19 protein-coding genes are annotated in these 18,228 nt (G+C 56.8%); 18 read left to right on the forward strand and 1 reads right to left on the reverse strand.

Annotated features, from left to right (window positions below; genetic code table 11):
- Positions 1–2: 2 nt before the first annotated feature.
- Positions 3–2,030 (reverse strand): DUF4910 domain-containing protein, encoded by a 2,028-nt coding sequence (locus H5T64_01645; GenBank protein ID MBC7263041.1) that lies wholly within the window; start codon positions 2,028–2,030, stop codon positions 3–5.
- Between H5T64_01645 and H5T64_01650 the strand changes: the two genes are divergently transcribed.
- The 18 genes from H5T64_01650 (at position 2,019) to H5T64_01735 (ending at position 18,141) form a co-directional block, all read left to right on the forward strand.
- The gene (locus tag H5T64_01650; GenBank protein MBC7263042.1) at positions 2,019–2,234 is read left to right on the forward strand and encodes a hypothetical protein; all 216 of its coding nucleotides are present in this window, start codon (positions 2,019–2,021) and stop codon (positions 2,232–2,234) included. The two genes, H5T64_01645 and H5T64_01650, sit on opposite strands and share 12 nt — an antisense overlap.
- The gene (locus tag H5T64_01655; GenBank protein ID MBC7263043.1) at positions 2,173–3,843 is read left to right on the forward strand and encodes a DUF5107 domain-containing protein; all 1,671 of its coding nucleotides are present in this window, start codon (positions 2,173–2,175) and stop codon (positions 3,841–3,843) included. The genes H5T64_01650 and H5T64_01655 overlap by 62 nt, the downstream gene beginning before the upstream one ends.
- A gap of 38 nt (positions 3,844–3,881) precedes the next feature.
- Positions 3,882–5,210 carry a tetratricopeptide repeat protein gene (locus tag H5T64_01660; GenBank protein ID MBC7263044.1) on the forward strand — a complete coding sequence of 443 codons (1,329 nt, stop codon included), beginning with the start codon at positions 3,882–3,884 and terminating at the stop codon, positions 5,208–5,210.
- A 21-nt stretch (positions 5,211–5,231) separates the two neighbouring features.
- A complete protein-coding gene (locus H5T64_01665; GenBank protein ID MBC7263045.1) occupies positions 5,232–5,546 on the forward strand; it encodes a DUF3467 domain-containing protein in 315 nt (104 codons plus the stop codon).
- Between the two features lie 17 nt (positions 5,547–5,563).
- Positions 5,564–6,214, forward strand: coding sequence for a haloacid dehalogenase (locus tag H5T64_01670; protein MBC7263046.1), 651 nt, complete (start codon positions 5,564–5,566; stop codon positions 6,212–6,214).
- The gene (locus tag H5T64_01675; protein MBC7263047.1) at positions 6,207–6,458 is read left to right on the forward strand and encodes a hypothetical protein; all 252 of its coding nucleotides are present in this window, start codon (positions 6,207–6,209) and stop codon (positions 6,456–6,458) included. The genes H5T64_01670 and H5T64_01675 overlap by 8 nt, the downstream gene beginning before the upstream one ends.
- A gap of 5 nt (positions 6,459–6,463) precedes the next feature.
- The gene (locus tag H5T64_01680) at positions 6,464–7,147 is read left to right on the forward strand and encodes a L,D-transpeptidase family protein (GenBank protein MBC7263048.1); all 684 of its coding nucleotides are present in this window, start codon (positions 6,464–6,466) and stop codon (positions 7,145–7,147) included.
- The gene (locus H5T64_01685) at positions 7,144–7,674 is read left to right on the forward strand and encodes a Dna2/Cas4 domain-containing protein (protein MBC7263049.1); all 531 of its coding nucleotides are present in this window, start codon (positions 7,144–7,146) and stop codon (positions 7,672–7,674) included. The genes H5T64_01680 and H5T64_01685 overlap by 4 nt, the downstream gene beginning before the upstream one ends.
- A 103-nt stretch (positions 7,675–7,777) precedes the next feature.
- The gene (locus H5T64_01690; protein MBC7263050.1) at positions 7,778–9,040 is read left to right on the forward strand and encodes a histidine--tRNA ligase; all 1,263 of its coding nucleotides are present in this window, start codon (positions 7,778–7,780) and stop codon (positions 9,038–9,040) included.
- Positions 9,016–9,882, forward strand: coding sequence for an NAD(+)/NADH kinase (locus H5T64_01695; protein ID MBC7263051.1), 867 nt, complete (start codon positions 9,016–9,018; stop codon positions 9,880–9,882). Before H5T64_01690 ends, H5T64_01695 begins: the two co-directional genes overlap by 25 nt.
- On the forward strand, positions 9,879–10,400 hold the full coding sequence (locus H5T64_01700; protein ID MBC7263052.1) for a hypothetical protein: 522 nt from the start codon (positions 9,879–9,881) through the stop codon (positions 10,398–10,400). The genes H5T64_01695 and H5T64_01700 overlap by 4 nt, the downstream gene beginning before the upstream one ends.
- Positions 10,401–10,420: 20 nt before the next feature.
- Complete coding sequence (gene recN / locus H5T64_01705) at positions 10,421–12,169, forward strand: DNA repair protein RecN (GenBank protein ID MBC7263053.1); 1,749 nt, start codon at positions 10,421–10,423, stop codon at positions 12,167–12,169.
- Positions 12,170–12,172: 3 nt separating this feature from the next.
- Positions 12,173–12,625 (forward strand): HIT family protein, encoded by a 453-nt coding sequence (locus H5T64_01710; GenBank protein MBC7263054.1) that lies wholly within the window; start codon positions 12,173–12,175, stop codon positions 12,623–12,625.
- Entirely contained in the window at positions 12,612–13,691 is a 1,080-nt protein-coding gene (locus H5T64_01715) for a M20/M25/M40 family metallo-hydrolase (GenBank protein ID MBC7263055.1), read from the forward strand. Before H5T64_01710 ends, H5T64_01715 begins: the two co-directional genes overlap by 14 nt.
- A 35-nt stretch (positions 13,692–13,726) precedes the next feature.
- The gene (locus H5T64_01720) at positions 13,727–14,596 is read left to right on the forward strand and encodes a phosphatase PAP2 family protein (GenBank protein ID MBC7263056.1); all 870 of its coding nucleotides are present in this window, start codon (positions 13,727–13,729) and stop codon (positions 14,594–14,596) included.
- Positions 14,597–14,861: 265 nt separating this feature from the next.
- Positions 14,862–15,413, forward strand: a complete 552-nt coding sequence (locus tag H5T64_01725) for a sigma-70 family RNA polymerase sigma factor (GenBank protein MBC7263057.1) — start codon at positions 14,862–14,864, stop codon at positions 15,411–15,413.
- A complete protein-coding gene (locus H5T64_01730) occupies positions 15,410–17,131 on the forward strand; it encodes a hypothetical protein (protein MBC7263058.1) in 1,722 nt (573 codons plus the stop codon). The genes H5T64_01725 and H5T64_01730 overlap by 4 nt, the downstream gene beginning before the upstream one ends.
- A gap of 29 nt (positions 17,132–17,160) precedes the next feature.
- The gene (locus H5T64_01735) at positions 17,161–18,141 is read left to right on the forward strand and encodes a hypothetical protein (GenBank protein ID MBC7263059.1); all 981 of its coding nucleotides are present in this window, start codon (positions 17,161–17,163) and stop codon (positions 18,139–18,141) included.
- Positions 18,142–18,228: the final 87 nt, after the last annotated feature.

Below are 18,228 nucleotides of genomic sequence, written 5' to 3' on the forward strand. Positions count from 1 at the left end.
ATTCACCCTCGGATCGTGGTGAATCCCAGTCGGGTGGTCATCTCAAAGTACTTCACCGCCACTTCTGGATCGCGCATCCCGGACTCCAACTCTGCCAAATCCATGGCTTCCAAGAGGGTGCGTCTGCCATCACACCAGTATGTTAGTAGTGTTGGCAGCACTCGGATTGTCTGGCGATGGCTCTCGCCCAACTCGAACCAAGCCTCACGCTCTTCGGTGGAAAGACGACCCAACTCACCCGTGAGGGAGATGGGGCCGGGATACTTACGCCGCACGATCATCGTGGCGGCTTTCACCTCCCACTCATCTGGCTCTCGTTTCGGTGCAGGCGGTAGCCCGCTGAGTCCAAGATCAGCGGCACGGCGCTGCATGACCTCGCGGGCGCGTTCGATTTCATGGCGCGTGAAGCACCGAGCCTCGTTTGCCAGGTCAGTGACCAGCCAGTCCTCATCCGGTGCCAGCCGTGTCAATGTCGCCAAGGCCTCGCATTCGCGATCGAGGAGAAACCCGATCTCCCGGTCCAATTTCTCCAACTGGCTGGCGAGGGCGAACTCCTCTTTTGCAGCGAGTGCCTCAGCCACAATATCCTGAACACGTCGCGCCACCCGTGCCTTGTACCGTGCGACCATCTCTGTGCCCAGCCAGATGGCTTCATTTCGTCCAGCGCAGGCCAGGAAATAAGCATACGTGGCGGCCAGAATCCCCACAATGGCGAGCATCTCTGGAGAGGTCTTGTCGGGCGTGTCCTCCGAAGTGTGATAGAACTTGTCTGGCCACTGGATGAGCATGGGCATGGGCACACCCACCGTTGGGTCAGAGAAAATGTAGTGGTCGCTGCCGCCCGAGAAAGGCGTTACGGCATGGCGAAAGAGGGCGTAGCCGCCCGTGCCGGTGTGGCTTTCGGCCTGGGTGAGCAACGACTCACGGATGCGCTCAAGGAGGTCGGGGGCAAACGACGGCAGTGACATAGGCGGTTGCTCGATAAGGAAACTGCTGCCGCAAAGATCCTGGTTCTGGCCCACCATATCGAGATTGATCCCGGCGATAAGGCGGTGGAGGTCTTTCTCTTGGGTGGCGAGGTAGGCATAAGTCCCCGTCATCTCCGGCACCCAGAGGAAACGGATGCTCCGAGCGGGGCGCGGGAGTGTGCCCTGCTCGATCAGTTTGGTCAAGACACGGGCTATCTCCAGTGCCGCGCCACTGCCAGAGGCATTGTCATTGGCCGATGGCTGAGGGTGGCACAAGTGGGCTACCACTACAATCTCCTCGTCCCCTTCGCCTGGCACCAGGGCAGTCACCACCTCCGTCTGCCCCTCCCAGAAGCGGCTCTCGATATTGGCGCGCACCTTCACTGGTGGCTCACCTTTGCGCCGGCGTTCTTTGATTAAGGCACGCAAACTCTCGCCTTGGCGAGGGCTGAGAACGAAGCCCAGGCATTCTTTGTCCCCAGGGCCATACCAGAAAGAGGTGTACTGGCGGGCATCGGGGAGATCCATTCGCTCGCGGACGGGGGGCGTGGATCGCATCCCGTCGAAAAGGATGCCCGCGGCGCCGCGTTTCTCTATTGCAAACCACCGTACCCGCTCTACATCCCCGCTGGTAAGTACCATTTTGCCGCGCACATCCAGACCTTGGTAATCCTCGTCCTTCGTGCCATCTTCCAACAGAACGACTTCGGCCTCGAGATTTTTTACCGCGCGGCTGCGCTGTATCAACGAGGTTTTGAGCGAGGCGAAATCGGCTAAGCGGGTCCTTTTTTCTTCCGGTTCGATGAGATCGAGCGTGGCCTCGGTTGCTTCCCATTCCTGAAACATCCGAGAAGTCCAATAGCGCGCCTTTGCTGAAGCGGGGAAACTGAGCACTTCTGCATCCACGCCGGCCGCGCTCAATTGGGCCAGGCAATATTCCGCGGCGGCACGGAAGCCGGGGCTAGCCTGGATACGGTGATGCTGGCTAATGGCAGCCACATGTTCCTTGGCTCGCAGGCCGGAGAATTCATCGCGGATGACTTTGAGGATGTGTTCAAACATGGGACTCCTTTTCTGGCGATTCGCGGCAGCAATTATATCATATTCTTGGACCAGATGCAATGGGAACCAGTGCTCGTGCAGTGGCGTCTTGTCTCAGAAGCAGTATTCGACATCACCATCAAAAACCGCTATAATCTGACCGATGAGACGCACCGCTGCTATCTGGTTATTCTTGTTGCTGGCGCTTGCCGTTGGCTGTGCTAGTGGCTCCACACCCGAACCCACCTTCGCTCCCACTCCTACCCGGGCTTTCGCTCGTCTTCGAATCGCCACAAAGCTGGATGGAGCGCGGGTTATCGTGGACGGCAAACCGCTTGGGGTCACGCCTCTGACGGTGGAACTCCCGGCTGGGAAACATGCTCTCACCGTGCAGGCAGAGGGTTATGCGCCTCTGGAGCGTACCGTGGTGATGCGCGAGGGCGAGGAAGTGCGCATCGAAGAGGATATGGTGGATATCGCTGCCCCCGAATTGACTGTGAGCCATATGCCAGAAAAGGTGGTATGGGGCGCGACAATAGATTTCACAGCCAGTGCGCAGGACAACACCGGGGTTATCAGGATGGCATTGGCGGTGGATGGGAGAACAGTGACGCAGACGGCGGGCGGGCTTTTGACGTATCACCTAAACACAGAGGATCTGACACCTGGTACACATCGAATTGAAATTAGCGCCCAGGATGAGGCAGGAAACGCGGGTCGTACCACATTCGATTTGCAGGTGATGGCACCAGCCACGCCTACTCCTGAGGAAAGGATTGTGACCCAGAGGGTGCGCACCTATACGACCACAATTCAGATACCCACCTACCCCTTCCGCGACTATCTGCGCGAGTCGCACGACGACACAAACAATGTAACTGTGCTGTGGTTGGATCGGTCGTCCTATGAAGCCTCCGCGCCAAGCCCCGTCCTGCAGTCTTATCGTGCGGTGGTGTTGGAAAGCGATCTGCTGAGATTAACTTTCTTGCCAGACTTAGGTGGGCGGCTCTACCAATGTGTTCTCAAGCCCACGGGGCAGAACATCTTCTACCAAAATCCCGTGATCAAGCCTTCTTTCTTTGGCCCTTTGGAACGCGAGAGGAACTGGTGGCTGGCGGCTGGGGGGATGGAATGGGCGTTGCCCGTGAACGAACACGGCTACGAGTGGGGTGTGCCTTGGTCTTATCAAGTCGTAGAGCGGGCTGACCAGGTCAGCATTATCTTACGAAATAGCGAGGATAATGACCGCCTCCAAGCACAGGTTACCGTTACGCTGTCTGCAGGAGAACCTGCTTTTACCCTCCGCTTACGCTTGACCAACCCAACCGATCACCCCATCCGCTGCCAATTCTGGGTGAACGCCATGCTCACCTTAGGTTCCCCGCATGTGACCGGCAACACCGAGTTCATTTTGCCCGGGCGTCAGGCCATCGTACACAGCACGGGTGACCGCGCTCTGCCAGGCGAGCACGGCATCTTGTCCTGGCCTGAACACGAGGGACGCGACCTCTCGTGGTACCGCAACTGGAACCAGTGGCTCGGCTTGTTCATTACCGATTTGACCGCTGATACCGTCGCCGCTTACAATCATGATGCCGGTTTGGGTTTCGTGCGCCGCTTCCCACCCGACCTGGTCCCAGGCGTCAAGTTCTTCGCCTTCGGTCGCGATTTCGTTGATCGCAGTTATACTGATGACGGCTCAGACTACTTCGAACTCTGGGGCGGCCCCTGCCGGACTTTCTGGCCAGAGGACGATATCACCCTTGGCCCAGGCCAGGTGGTGGAATGGACCGAGGTGTGGACGATCGTGCGCGACCGCGCGCAGATACCGTGAAGAACTGTTCGCCATATATTAAACATACAGGAGAATACATGCACTGCGAAGTATGCGGCACTCGACTGCCCGAGGGCGCACTGGTTTGCCCCTACTGTGGCTACGAGATGAGGACAGAACAAAGAAATGACCAGCCCTCGCTGACTCCCCCGCTCGTTGCCGAACCGGTCGGCGAGGAAGAGGTACAAACGGCCCCAAGACGTGGATGCGGCCGGTGGGCTATGCTATTGGGTTTGGTGGTCGGCTTCTCGTTGCTTCTCGTGGTCGGCCTGGGTATTGTCGGAGTGTACCAGGGCCTCCAGGACCGCAATCGCACCAACCGCACCGCCGCCGCAGCCCACTATGATAAGGGTCTGGCTGCTATGGCGCAGGGAAACTACGAATTGGCTGAGGCTGAATTTGAACTCGCCGTGAGCCTGAACCCTGGTCATAGCGAAGCGGCTGCCAAGTTAGTCGAAGTTCGCGCTTTGCTCCAGGGAAGCCCTACTCCTACTCCGGGGCTGCTGGGCGAACGCCTCATCACCCTGTACAATGAGGCCCGCCAAGCATATAACCGGCAGGACTGGGGTGTGGTTATCAACCGGCTCGAGGAAATCGTCAGCCTAGACCCTGCCTTTGAGCGGGATGAGGTGCGGAGTCTATTATTCGACGCTTATCGGGCCAGTGGACTTCAGTTGGTAGGGGAGGATCGCCTGGAAGAGGCCATCCGCTATTTTGACCAGGCCCTGCAACTGCGACCAGGCGACCTGGATGTATTGACCCAGAGACAACTCGCTTCCCTGTATTTGACGGGCTTGAGTTACTGGGGGGCGGACTGGGAGCGCGCCATCGAGGCGTTCCGTACCCTATATAGCATTCAACCACAATACAAGGATGCCCGACAGCGTTTGATAGACGCCTACGTCGCCCACGGCGATGTACTCGCCACCAAGGGCGATTATTGCAAGGCTCGCGATCAATATCAGCAGGCCCTGGACATTGCTCCAGATCCCCGTATCACTGCCAAACGCGACGATGCGGCCACTCAATGCGCTTCTGGTACTCCTCCCCCAGGTACACCAGGACCCAGCGGCTACTTTGTCGGCCGTCTGGTCAGATATGAGGCAGTGGAAGAAGGCAAGATCTATGTGCGTGGTAGGGTCTTGGATGAGAAAGGGAACCCTATTCCCGGCGTTCGGGTAGGTATCTCCGCTTTCGATTGGTCAGCCCCACCCGCCACAACCAATTACGAGGGCATCTATGCCTTCGATGGGCTGGCGAATGAGATCACGTTCACACTGACCTTGGTGGACTTGCCGCACGTACCTTTCGATGTGCATACGTATTTCGGCAAACTGGTGTGGGTGGATTTCCAGCGTCAGCCTTAAGGAAAAGAGAGGAGAACTGAAATGAGCAAACCTGAGCAATCTGAGATGCGTCCAATGCAGTTGAACGTGGAACTGCCAGGCGATCTAGAATCCATTTACGCCAATCTGGCGTTGATCACTCATTCCGCCTCCGAGATCGTGATTGATTTCGCTCGAATGATGCCCAACGTGCCCAAAGCGAAGATATACGCTCGCATAGTGATGACGCCGATGAATGCCAAACTCTTGCTGAAGGCTCTGAGTGATAATCTCAGCAAGTTTGAGGAGAAGTTTGGCGAGATCAAGACGCCCGACAAGGGATTTGAAGTGGAACGCCCGATGGGCTTCAAACATTGATCTGAAGGCAAACAAGAATGAGTAGACTACAAGACATTGTGGAGCGTATCCGTGCCGATTTCGAAGCCCGCAATGCGGCTCGCGATCAGGCTCTGATCCGTTCACGGGAACTGACTCGTCACTGTGCTAACGCCATTCGTGCTACCCACCGCGGCGATTTTGCCGCTGCCCAGGCGCTACTGAACACGGCAGCAAAGGAAGCGGCGGTCATGGCTGCGGACTTAGAGGATTACCCAGACTTGTATTATGCCGGATACACCCAAGATGCGCTGAAGGAGTACGTAGAAGCAAGCGTCACTTACGCCGTCATCCATGGGGAACCACTGCCCTCGCCAGAAGAACTCCGCGTCGAATACCCTGCCTATCTCAATGGCTTAGCCGAGGCGTCAAGCGAGTTGCGCCGGCATACATTGGACTTGATACGCCACGGCGAAGCCTCTCAGGGTGAACGCATCTTGGAGGTGATGGAAGACATCTACGCCGAATTGATCACCATTGATTATCCTGACGCCATTACCGGAGGCTTGCGTCGCACCACAGACCAACTGCGCGCCGTTCTCGAGCGCACCCGTGGTGATCTGACCCTCTCCATACGTCAAGAGGCTATGCGCCAGGCATTGCAAGACTTCGAGAGCCGGATGATGCCTGGAGGCGGGCCAGATGAGTAGGAATGTGATTATTCGAGCCAGCGAATTGGGGCGCTACGATTACTGTGCTCGTAGTTGGTGGCTGGAACGGGTGCGGGGGTACGCCCCAGAGAACATCGAGGACTTGCAGGCTGGCGAATCGGCTCACCTAGCCCATGGGGAGACGGTCATCCGCTACCATTTTGTGCAGCGCTTGGCCTACGCGATCCTGTTGCTAGCCGGACTGGCCGCGCTTTTGCTGCTTTTTCTTTCAATGCGAGGCTAAGCGTCATGTCTTCCAGTACACGCGGGATTATCCTGGCTTGTTGCACTGTGCTAGTCCTGATGGGTTGCACCACGGTATCACTCACGCCTGATCCAGGCCAACCCACGATCCCAACATCTGCGACAGCAGTGACCCCTGCGATATCCGCGACGCCGGTTCCCCTGACCGCCACAGCCAGCCCAACGATCCGCGTCGCTCCTCCCCAACCAACGTTTACTATAACCCGCGTTCCTCCGACATCCACTGCCTCTCCCACCCTATCGCCAACGCCTTATCCGAAATCCGTTATAGTGAATCAGGATGAGCAGCAGATGTACATTTACGAGAATGGGGTGCAGGTACGAGTCCTGCCATGCAGTACGGGGCTTCCGGACAACGAGGAAACTAGGACTCCTGCCTGGGAAGGAACGGTAGGCAAGTACTGGGGTACGTTCTCATCGTTTGGCACCACGCAAGACGAGGGTTGGTTCCTCTTCAAGCACCATGGCAGTATCCTGATACATGGCGCTCCCTACACTCTTGACGAGGATGGAAATAAGGTGTACCAGGACTTGGATGCCCTCGGCGTGCGGCCTATATCCCACGGGTGCATTCGCCTTCACCCTGACGATGCACGTTGGTTCACCCAATGGGGTCCTGAAGGGGCGCATATCGTAATTATGCCCTGGACGGGAGGAAGTAGTCAGTGAATCTAGCAGGCTGGGCGTTTCTATCCTCTGTTCTCCTACTTGCTCTGGGGTTGGCACTGTTGTGGTTGGCTCATCGGCAGCGTGAGAGAACGGGTCTCCCCGCGGGCGAGGTGGTTTACTCAGACACGGGGGCGCGCCATCGGGTGGAGCGCCCTTTGTTCTCACGAAGGTATCGTCTCAGCGGCAAGCCAGATTATTTGGTGTTGCAAGGCGATGCGGTGATCCCCGTGGAAGTGAAGCCCAAACGCACTGCCACATCACCTTACTCGTCCGACGTGTTGCAACTGGCAGCCTATGGCCTCCTGGTGGAGGAGAATTACGGTCAAGCATCCCCCTACGGCATCGTCTCTTATGCCAACGCCTCGTTCCGCGTGCCGTTCACGCCCGAATTGCGTCAAAGACTATTCGATACCTTGGCAGCCCTGCGCGCCGATTTGCATGCCCAAGACGTGGAACCCAGTCACAACTCGCCTCAACGTTGCCTGCGCTGTGGGCACCGTGGGCATTGTGAGAAGAGGCTGGCATAGCCTGACTCGAACATACGTTCGCCAGTTGGACAACTCATCCAAAAGTGATTATAATAAGTCTTAAGCCGCCTTGAACGGCGAATCTAACACCTCGTCGAGGTCAATCGTGTACAAAGCACCGCGTGGCACGCAGGATATCCTGCCGGAAGAATACCCTTATTGGCGTCATGTCACAGATCGGATTCACCATGTGTGTCAGTTGCATGGGTGGGAGCAGTTCGACGTCCCTCTCTTCGAAGAGACGGCCCTCTTCACTCGCGGCATCGGCGAGGCCACGGATATCGTGGAGAAGGAGATGTACTCCTTCAAAGACCGAGGGGGCACAGAATTGACCCTGCGTCCGGAATTCACTGCTGGGGTGGTGCGTGCGTATCTGGAGAATGGTTTGCACACCAGACCCCAGCCAGTGAAACTGTACTCCATTGGTCCCATCTTCCGTTATGAGCGCCCCCAGGCTGGTCGCTACCGCCAGAGCACACAATGGAATGTGGAAGCCATCGGAGAGCAGGATGCTGCCTTGGATGTGGAGACGATGGGCGTGGCCTGGTACCTCTACGAGGACCTGGGCTTCAGGGGACTTTCCTTCCAAATCAATAGCATTGGCTGCCCAGTCTGCCGGCCAACCTATAGCCGAGTGTTGGTGGAATACTACCGACGACACGAAAAAAGGCTCTGCGACGATTGCAAACGTCGGCTGTACACCAATCCCATGCGGCTATTGGATTGCAAGAACGAAGGTTGCCAGCCTATCATCGAGGATGCTCCGCACAGTGCTGACTACCTGTGTGACGAATGTCGGGCTCACTATGCGGAACTCCGGCGCTATTTGGATCTGCTGAAGCGACCTTACACCGAGAACCATCGCCTGGTGCGTGGCCTAGACTATTATACCAAGACGGTTTTCGAAGTGTGGGCGGAGGGCATTGGTGCTCAGGGAGCGCTGTGCGGTGGTGGTCGCTACGATGGCTTAGCCGAGGCGATTGGAGGCCCACATACCCCTGGCGTTGGTTTCGCTGCAGGCGTGGAGCGCATCATCTTGCTCTTAAAAGCCCAGCGCATCGCTCCGCCGCCCCTGCCGAAGCCTTTGGTTTGGGTGGCCTATACTGGCAAGGAAACCAAAGATGCTGCGCTGATGCTCCTGACCGATCTGCGCAGGAATGGCATCGGCGCTGTACTGACTTTCGGCGATCGCAGTCTGAAAGCCCAACTAAAAACCGCTGACAAAGCGGGCGTCGCTTACACCGTTATCCTGGGTGAGGGCGAAATAGCGAGAGGTGAAGTGATTGTCCGCCACATGGCCGCCGGCGAGCAGGTGACCATGTCGTTGTCGGAGATCCCCAAATGGCTAAAGGCGCGCGCACAATGAAGCATCCGACGAAAACGGTTGTAAAGAAAATCGGCATCCTGCACCATCCCAAACTGGAAGCATCCCAGAAACTGGCGGAGGAGATCAGAGCCTTGCTGGCTGATAATGGGATAGATGTCCACTGCGGATCGGCTTGGAATGAGGGCGAAATCCACAGTTGTGCCGAGGATGCGGAACTCCTGATCACCTTGGGTGGCGATGGGACGATCGTGCGTGCGGCTCGTATTGCTGCACCGCTGGGTGTGCCTATCTTGAGCGTTAACATGGGGCGGCTTGGCTTCTTGGCCGAACTACAGCCCTGGGAAGTGCACGACAAACTCCCCACTGTGCTGGACGGTCATTATTGGCTGGAGGAACGTTTGATGCTCCGCGCCGAATTACGCCGTGGGAAAAAATCCATAGGGAGTTATGAGGCTCTGAATGATATAGTGGTCAGTCGGGCCGCGGTCGCACGAGTGATTCGGGTGTCCACTATGGTGAATGGCGAGTATCTCATCACCTATGTCGCTGATGGCGTCATCGTGGCTACTCCCACTGGCTCAACTGCTTATGCCCTGGCTGCAGGTGGTCCTATTATAGACCCCAGCCTGCGCTGCCTGCTGGTGAAGCCGATTGCTGCTCATCTCACCATTGCCCAAGCGCTGGTTCTCCCACCTACGTGCGAGGTAGCATTGGACGTCTCGACTGAGTATGGCGCGCTGTTCACCGTGGATGGGCAAAAAGACGCCCCGCTAGAGGACGGTGACATTGTAATGGTTCGCGCCAGTGAGCACTCGTGCCATTTGGTCAGGCTTCGTCCCCCCAACTATTTCTATGCGACTCTGTTGGATAGGCTACGATGACGGGCGAAAACAACGTCATGTATTGCGCCAACCACCCGGATATCGAAACGCTCTTGCGCTGCAGTAAGTGCGGCAAACCTATCTGCACCCGGTGTGGGATACGCACGCCAGTGGGAGTGCGCTGCCGCGAATGCGCCAACTTGCAGCGCTCGCCGATGTACATCGTTGGCCCCAGCGACCTCTTACGTGCTACCGTCGTCGCCCTGCCTTGTTCTCTCCTGGCGGGTTTTGTGATGAGCCAAGTGAACCTGCTCTTCGGCTTTTTCATTGGGCCTGTTGCAGGTGGCAGTATTGCTGAACTCGTTAGCCGCATCACACACGGCAAGCGGGGTGTGGAGATACAGATTTTGGTCAGCGCCTGCATTATTTTGGGTGCCCTGGTGCCTGCGCTCTATTTGACGGGTGTTTTGTTCAACCGTTCAGCCCTGACTGGGTCGAGGCTGTTCGCACTTGTCTATCGGGTCAATGTAGTTTATCTCGTCTTAAGCGTTGGAGCAGCAATTGCGCGGCTCCGTTAGATCGTGGAGGTGATCGGTCTTTGCTCGAGGAGTTGAGCATCTCGAATTTCGCGATCATTGACAACTTGCAACTGACTTTTGCGCCCGGATTTAATGTGCTCACGGGTGAAACCGGTGCAGGTAAGTCTATCATCATTGATGCCGTTAGCATGCTGCTCGGCGGGCGGGCGGACTCCACTTTCATCCGTTCTGGCACCGAGGGTGCGCGCATAGAGGGCGTCTTTCGCTTGCCTGAGGCCGTGCGCCGCGAGATCGGCCCATTGTTGAGCGAGGGGGGGCTGGAAGGCGAGGATGATACGCTCATTCTGGCCCGCGAGATCAAGGCCAGTGGGCGCAACATCTGCCGCGTGAACAACCGCCCTGTTACATTATCCTTCCTGGAGCAGATTGGCCAAAGATTGGTGGACATCCATGGTCAGAGTGAGCACCTATCGCTCCTGCGTGTGCGGAATCACCTCATCTTCCTGGACCGCTATGCGGGGTTGGAGGAGCAACGCGCCGAATTGGCAACGGTCGTCCAAGCCCTGCGCGCCGTGCGCGAGGAATTGCATGGCCTCATCCGAGACGAGCGAGAATTGGCCCGACGCGTGGACCTCTTGGAGTTCCAAGTCAAAGAGATTGAGTCTGCACGCCTGGACCCGAACGAGGAGGAAGAGATCGCCCGTGAGCGCAACCTCCTAGTGAACGCAGAGAAACTGGCCGGCCTGTGCGCGGATGCCTATCGCCGATTGAATGAAGGCGAAGAGGAGCAGCTCTCCATCATAGACAATTTGGCAGAGGTGATTCGTGATATTGGTGCACTGGAGAAGTTAGACCCAACGAGAGCTTCCTATCGCGCTACAGCCGAGGAAGCGCTGTACCAACTGGAAGAATTGGCCCGCTCCCTGCGGGATTACCAAGAGAGCATTGAGTTCGACCCGCATCGTTTGCGCCAGTTAGAAGAACGGCTCGACCTGCTTTATAACCTCAAGCGCAAATACGGCGACTCTGTGGCGGAGGTCATTGCCTATGGTCAGCGCGCCCGGGCGGAACTCGAGGCCATTACCCATCACGAGGAACGCATTGCGGAACTGCGGGAGAAAGAGACCCATTTGCTCAACCAGATCGCAGTGTTGGGCCAGGCACTCTCCAAGGCTCGTCGTGAAGCCGCCGCCGAACTGGAGGCCGCGGTGGAGCGCGAATTGGGTGATTTGAATATGGCCCGCGCACAGTTCAAAGTTTCCATCGAGTGGGTGGAGGCACCTGATGGAGTGGCCATAGGAGGGAAGACCTATCGCTTCGACGCCACAGGTCTGGACCACGTGGAATTTCTCATCTCTCCGAATGTTGGCGAGCCACCCAAACCGCTGGTCAAGATCGCATCGGGTGGTGAGACTTCGCGTCTGATGTTAGCGATGAAAACTGTGCTTTGCCGTGCCGACCAAGTGCCCACTCTCATCTTCGATGAGATTGATCAGGGCATTGGGGGGCGAACGGGCTCCGTTGTGGGTCGCAAACTCTGGAATCTGACGGAGGGTCATCAAGTGTTCTGTGTTACCCACCTGCCTCAACTGGCTGCTTATGGCGATGTCCACTTCCGGATCTATAAACAAGTCGTCGGCGAGCGCACCGTTACCCTTGTGGATATATTGGACGACGAGGCCCGTATCTCGGAATTGGGTGCCATGCTTGGCGGCCCGGATAGCGAGGCCACTCGCCGCAGTGCTGCTGAACTATACGAAGAGGGAAAGCGCTTTCGCCCTCAGCGAGCCAGCGTTCACCAGGAGTAGCCCGTGGATTGCGTGTTTTGTGCCATTGTCGCGGGTCAGGCCCCGGCTGCGATTATCTACCAGGATGAGCACACGATGGCCTTTATGGACATCAATCCCGTTGCCGAGGGTCATGCCTTAGTGATCCCCAAGGTCCATGTCCAGGACATCTATGAGATAGATGTGCAGACCGCGGCAGCGGTTATGCACACTGTGGTGAAGGTGGCCCGGGCTATCGGAATGACCCTGAGGCCGGATGGCATTAACCTTTTTCAGGCCAATGGGCGGGCTGCTAATCAATCTGTTCTTCATTTCCATGTGCATGTTATCCCCCGGCGCTGGGATGACGGCATCCGCCCACCCTGGCGCCTGAAACCCGGTGATTGGAATGCGATCACGCAAACAGCCGCTGCCATCCGTACCCAACTTATCTCTAATGAATGTTCCCGCCCGGGAGGTGCCTATGATCAACGTTGACCGCATGGTCGGCACGTTTCTGGAGTTAGTGCAAATAGATAGCCCCAGTGGTGAGGAGGAGGTCATCAGCCGACATCTGGTCTCATCGCTGGCCAGCCTGGGTTTGGCCGTGCAGCGAGATGCAATGAACAATGTGATCGCCCGGTTACCAGGTGTGGGCAAACCGATTCTGGTCAATGCCCACATGGATACTGTTACGCCAGGACGTGGCGTGAAGCCTCTCATCCGAGATGGCGTGGTGTACAGTGATGGCACCACCGTTTTGGGTGCCGACGACAAAGGGGGCCTGGCTGTGGCCATTGAAGTCCTCCGTGTGATCTTGGAGAACAAGTTGGACCACCACCCTGTGGAGATCGCGTTTACGGTCGCAGAGGAAACGGGGCTAAACGGTGCGAAGAGTTTAGACCTGCAGCAGTTTGCCGCCTGCATTGGAGTGGGCCTGGATGCAGGGGGTGGACCGGGCACCATCATCGTTTCGGCACCTTCTCATGATAGGATATACGCCACTATCATCGGCAAGGCTGCCCATGCCGGAGCACACCCTGAGGAAGGCATCAACGCCATCCGTGTGGCGGCCGAGGCCATTGCTGCTATGCCCTTGGGTCGCATAGACACGGAAACCACGGCAAATGTGGGTGTCATCCATGGGGGCCAGGCAACCAATATCGTGCCGGAGCGGGTGGAGATCCAAGCCGAAGCCCGCAGCCGCGATGAGGATAAACTCAAGGCCCAGACGCAGAGCATGATGTCGGCGCTGAAAGAGGCGGCACGACGTCATAATGCCAAAGTAGACCTTCAAGTTGAGCGAGAATATTGCGCTTATACCCTCGCTGAGCAAGATGAGATTATCCAACGGCTTTCTGCTGCCTGCCGTCAAGTTGGCGTTGAGCCGTTGCTTCTGCCCAGCGGTGGGGGAAGTGATGCCAACATCTTCAACGCGGCGGGCATCCAGGTCGCCAACATCGGCTTGGGTATGACCCAAGAGCATACCACTGCCGAATGCATTGCCATCGCTGACATGGTGGCGTGTGCCCGGATTTTATTGGCTTGTCTGACGGCGCCCTAATAAAAGCAGGCTGCCAACACATTCAGGAGGTAACAATGGATGCCCTAATCCCCTGGGGTCTGGAGATTATCCGAGCCTTTCAGTCTATGGGTAATAGCACCGTAGATGCTTTCTTCAAAGCGGTGACTTTTCTTGGTGACGAGAAATTCTATCTGCTTGTACTACCGCTGCTGTACTGGTCTATCAACAAGGGCATCGGCGTGCGCCTGGGGTTCCTTTACCTTTATTCGAGTTATATCAGCACCGTGCTCAAAAACGTCTTCGCGATAGCCCGCCCCAGCCCTTCGGTAGTGGAGGTCAAGGTCGAGGCCGAGGGCTACGCTTTCCCTAGTGGCCACGCCCAGACTACCGCGACCGTTTGGGGCTACTTGGCGACGCAATTTCGCCGCAGGTGGTTCTGGCTCGTTACAGCACTGGCTATTGTACTCGTTGGCTTGTCTCGCATCTACCTCGGCGTTCACTACCCGCAAGATGTGATCGGTGGCATAGCGATCGCAATTCTGCTTATCGTGGCCTACAATTGGGGTGTTCAAGCGTACAGTGCACGTATCGCTGCGTGGCCATTGATTGCCAAATTAACGCTGGTCACCGTGTTGCCTATTCTGCTATTCATCCTCCGCCCAGAGAAAGATTCAGCGGCGGCGATGGGGGCAGGCTGGGGTCTGGGTATAGGCATAGTGCTAGACGCGGAGTATTTGCGTTTCCGTTCGGATGGGGCGGTAGGCAAGCGGGTCATCCGCTTTCTGGCGGGTATGGTGGTCACGCTGTTGATCTATTTTGGCCTGAGCGCTGTACTAGGCAGTGCTCTCTATTTGCGTGCCCTCCGCTATGGGCTCATTGGCCTCTGGGTTAGTTTTGGTGCGCCATGGTTCTTTATCCGACTCGGTCTAGCGAATACCTTGTGAAGGGATGGAGCTGCCGCTTCGTTATTCTCTCCACACACCTTTCATTACTCCTGCCCCATTCTTCCAGCCCGTGCTTTCTTGGACGCTCTTTTTTGGTACCTTGAGCGCTGAGATAGGAAAAAGCAGTTGTGAATCGGAGTTATTTGACAAATGCCATCCCTTAGCGATATAGTGGTGCTGATATTGAGCACATCTTCTTAGTTCTTCGCAGTTGCGTATCTTTTGTGGAGTGGTGACGTCATCAAGGAAGGAGACGGTCGGCGGCATGAGTTCGAGCGATGAGCAGTCATTGCTCGAGAGGGTGCGTCAGTACGACGAAACAGCCATCGCGGAGATCTACGACCGCTACTCGTCGAGAATCTACAACTACATATTGCATCGTCTCGGCGATGCTGCCTTGGCTGAAGACTTGACCGCCACAGTCTTCGTACACATGTTGAAAGCCATACGCACCTCCACGGCGTGGCGTGTGTCTTTCTCAGGCTGGTTATATCGCATTGCTCATAATCTGGTAGTAGATCACTACCGCAGCCGCCCCCAAGGAGAAGAACTGACTCTGGATGAGCGGTTGATCGCGTCAGAAAGTGACCCCGCCCACTCGATTGACCAAAGTTTGGCCATGCAGCAGTTACGGTGGGCGTTGGGCTACCTGACTGAAGATCAAAGCCAGGTGATAGTACTCAAATTCATAGAGGGGTTAAGTAATGCCGAGGTGGCATACATCCTCGGCAAATCCGAGGGAGCAGTGAAGTCCCTTCAGTTCCGGGCATTAGCAGCCCTCCGGCGTCTGATGAGCACGGACGAGATAGCGGGATGAGCAAGAAACTAGCGTTCATCCTAGACGAGTGTCTGGGGCAATTGAATAGAGGTGAGAGTGTAGAAGCGTGTCTGAGGCGATATCCCCACTATGCAGCCGAATTGGAGCCTCTCCTGCGGCAGTATCTCTCCATTCGCGATATCCCGCAGGTGCGCACGCCGCCGCCTCGCTCCCCTGATGCCGTGCAATTGGGTAGGGCACGCGTCTTGGCTGAGGCCAGACGACTGCGCGCTGCGTTGCCTTCTCGCCCGCCGTCTCTGACCGAACGGATCCAGCAATTCTGGACACCTCTCGTGCAGCGCGGGCTGGCCAGTTCTGCTGTGGTCCTCGTATTGGTCATCGCCCTCTTGGCCGGAGGGTCCGTGATGGCATCGGCAAATAGCCTGCCCGGGGACCCGCTTTATGGCGTCAAGCGCATTAGTCAGGAGGTCCAGCTTGCGCTTACCCTCAATTCTGAGGCGAAAGCACAACTCCGACAGCGTCTGGACGAACAACGACGGCAAGAAGCGCTTGCCGTGACCCAGGTGGGCCGCATTGTTACCGTGGATTTCGGTGGTGTTGTGGAGAGCATGGGGGACGGCGTCTGGGTAGTCAGTGGTCTGAAGATTTACCTCGGCACCGACGCGGTCATCGTAGGTGAGGTGGCCGTTGGCGACCGAATACAGGTTCGTGCCGTGACCCAGGCGGATAGGACGTTGCGGGCCATTCGGATACAGCGAGAGGTAGAGCCGATAGTCGTTGTGCCTACCGCCTCGCCAACGATAACTGCCACAGTCACGCCGCTTGCACCGACTCAGACGCCTACCGAAAAATCGCAAGCCAAGGAGCACGTGGTAACCGCGACCGCCACAGTCACGTCTATGCCTACTGCCACAGCCACCGTTCCCACTCCTACACGGACGCTCACATTGCCTCCCACAGCAACTGCCACTCCTGCGCCACCCACCGACACTCCGACACCGCCCAGGGAAATGAAAGTGCGGTTCTCAGGCATCATTACGGCGATGGAGGGTGATCTATGGGTGATTTCCGGGCAGACGATACGCGTTACCGCTGAGACAGTGATTGATGAAAGTGCCGCACGCGCAGCAATTGGTGCCTGGGCCCAGGTTACAGCGGTGGGAGAGTCTGGGAATATCCTGCGGGCGCTGAAAATCATCATCGAGCGCGCCAGCGAGCGCGTCGAATTCCAGGGCATCATCCAAAGTATTGGCGCTAATTCCTGGGTTGTGGGTGATCAGACCGTCCGCATTGATGCGAGCACAGTAATCGAAGGCTCGCCAGAAGTCGGTTCCTTGGCGATAGTGAAAGGTATTCGGCTGGGCCCCAGTGAGGTGTTAGCGCGAGAGATCAAAGTTCAAGTTCCGCAGGTTGTCGAATTCGAGGGTATCATTACCAGCATCCAGGGCAACGAGTGGGTAGTAGATAACATCCGAGTCTTGATAGATAATCAGACCATCATTGAGGGTGAACCCCGGATCGGGTGCCGGGCCGAAGTGCGAGGCCTGCTGCGGCCGGATGGCAGTGTCCAGGCAACCCGTATCCGAGTGGTGGAACCTGCTGCTACGCCCACGCCCACTACAACCTCTGTCCCTGAGTGCACAGCGACGCCGACAGCGACGCTAGAAGTCTCTGCGATCCATTCACCTACTCCAGAGGCAACTGAGACCGAGGTGGGTTTAGGGGCAGCTGTGCATCTATCTGAACGGACCGAGTAAAGGGAAGCATCTCGGGAGGGATTGTTACCATGAAGAAATCTCTACTCCAGGATGGAGCACGTGTATCCTGCGCTTTATTGTTGCTGATACTGACCGCGTCCCTGCTTCACAGAACTAAGGCGGCATTCGCTGACCCCGTGCTATCTCCGACACCATCCATCGTGTACAATTTAGGCGTGCGGTTAGAGGGCCCCATCTGGGAAAAGGACGGAGATGAATGGAGGATCGGGGCCTATGTTGTACAAGTTGACCAAGATGCATGGATAGATGAAAGCGGGGGCCGCGCAGATCTCTATGCGTACGTCCAAGTGCTTGCCATAAAGGGGGCAGACGGCTCATTGCGGGCTCGGAGTATTAAAGTTATGAAGCCTACCCAGGCTCCTGCCCACGGTGTGGAGTTCGCTGGACTGATCCAACAAGTTAAAGAGGGGCATTTGATAGTCAGCGACAATATCGTGTGGATGACAAGTGACACCGTTGTAGAAGGAGTCCCCGAAGTGGGCAACCTGGCGGAGGTGAAAGCAATTTTCCGCATCTACAACGTAGTCCTGGCCTGGAAAGTAACGGTGCGGACGCCTGAGGAGCACGCTGCCCTGGTAGAATTCGAAGGCCCCATTGAATCCATTGATGATGTTACCTGGGTGATCTCTGGTGTAGTGGTCACTATTGGCACACAGACCATCGTCCAGGGTGAGCCTCGAGTAGGATATACTGCCGAGGTACAAGGTACGCTTCAACCAGACAACACTGTCTTGGCTAGGCTCATCGTAGTCAAGGAGACCAGCCCGCAAACTGAAGTGGAGTTCGCAGGCATCATCGAGAGCATGAGTGCTAACCAATGGGTTGTGAATGGCATCGCCTTTACTGTCACCCCCGATACCTTTATTGACGAGTCAAAAGGCGTTGCCAGCGTAGGTATGTGGGCATATGTCACAGCCCTGCGCCACGAAGATGCCTCGTTGGTCGCCACGCGAATTCGGATTGACCGAGCCACCGCTACCGGAATGTAGGCTTTGGCTCCTCAAGACCCGTCCAGTGTCCGGCGCTGCAGGCTAGCGCAGGAGGTAAGGATGGGTTTGTTTGTCATGCCTGCAATG

Source organism: Chloroflexota bacterium, from assembly GCA_014360825.1.
Lineage (GTDB): Bacteria > Chloroflexota > Anaerolineae > UBA2200 > JACIWT01 > JACIWT01.

Coding starts and splice junctions, on each gene's coding strand:
- H5T64_01645 (MBC7263041.1), bottom strand. CDS start 2,030: ATGTTTGAACACATCCTCAAAGTCATCCGCGATGAATTCTCCGGCCTG.
- H5T64_01655 (MBC7263043.1), top strand. CDS start 2,173: ATGAGACGCACCGCTGCTATCTGGTTATTCTTGTTGCTGGCGCTTGCC.
- H5T64_01660 (MBC7263044.1), top strand. CDS start 3,882: ATGCACTGCGAAGTATGCGGCACTCGACTGCCCGAGGGCGCACTGGTT.
- H5T64_01665 (MBC7263045.1), top strand. CDS start 5,232: ATGAGCAAACCTGAGCAATCTGAGATGCGTCCAATGCAGTTGAACGTG.
- H5T64_01670 (MBC7263046.1), top strand. CDS start 5,564: ATGAGTAGACTACAAGACATTGTGGAGCGTATCCGTGCCGATTTCGAA.
- H5T64_01675 (MBC7263047.1), top strand. CDS start 6,207: ATGAGTAGGAATGTGATTATTCGAGCCAGCGAATTGGGGCGCTACGAT.
- H5T64_01680 (MBC7263048.1), top strand. CDS start 6,464: ATGTCTTCCAGTACACGCGGGATTATCCTGGCTTGTTGCACTGTGCTA.
- H5T64_01695 (MBC7263051.1), top strand. CDS start 9,016: ATGGCTAAAGGCGCGCGCACAATGAAGCATCCGACGAAAACGGTTGTA.
- H5T64_01700 (MBC7263052.1), top strand. CDS start 9,879: ATGACGGGCGAAAACAACGTCATGTATTGCGCCAACCACCCGGATATC.
- H5T64_01715 (MBC7263055.1), top strand. CDS start 12,612: ATGATCAACGTTGACCGCATGGTCGGCACGTTTCTGGAGTTAGTGCAA.
- H5T64_01720 (MBC7263056.1), top strand. CDS start 13,727: ATGGATGCCCTAATCCCCTGGGGTCTGGAGATTATCCGAGCCTTTCAG.
- H5T64_01725 (MBC7263057.1), top strand. CDS start 14,862: ATGAGTTCGAGCGATGAGCAGTCATTGCTCGAGAGGGTGCGTCAGTAC.
- H5T64_01730 (MBC7263058.1), top strand. CDS start 15,410: ATGAGCAAGAAACTAGCGTTCATCCTAGACGAGTGTCTGGGGCAATTG.
- H5T64_01735 (MBC7263059.1), top strand. CDS start 17,161: ATGAAGAAATCTCTACTCCAGGATGGAGCACGTGTATCCTGCGCTTTA.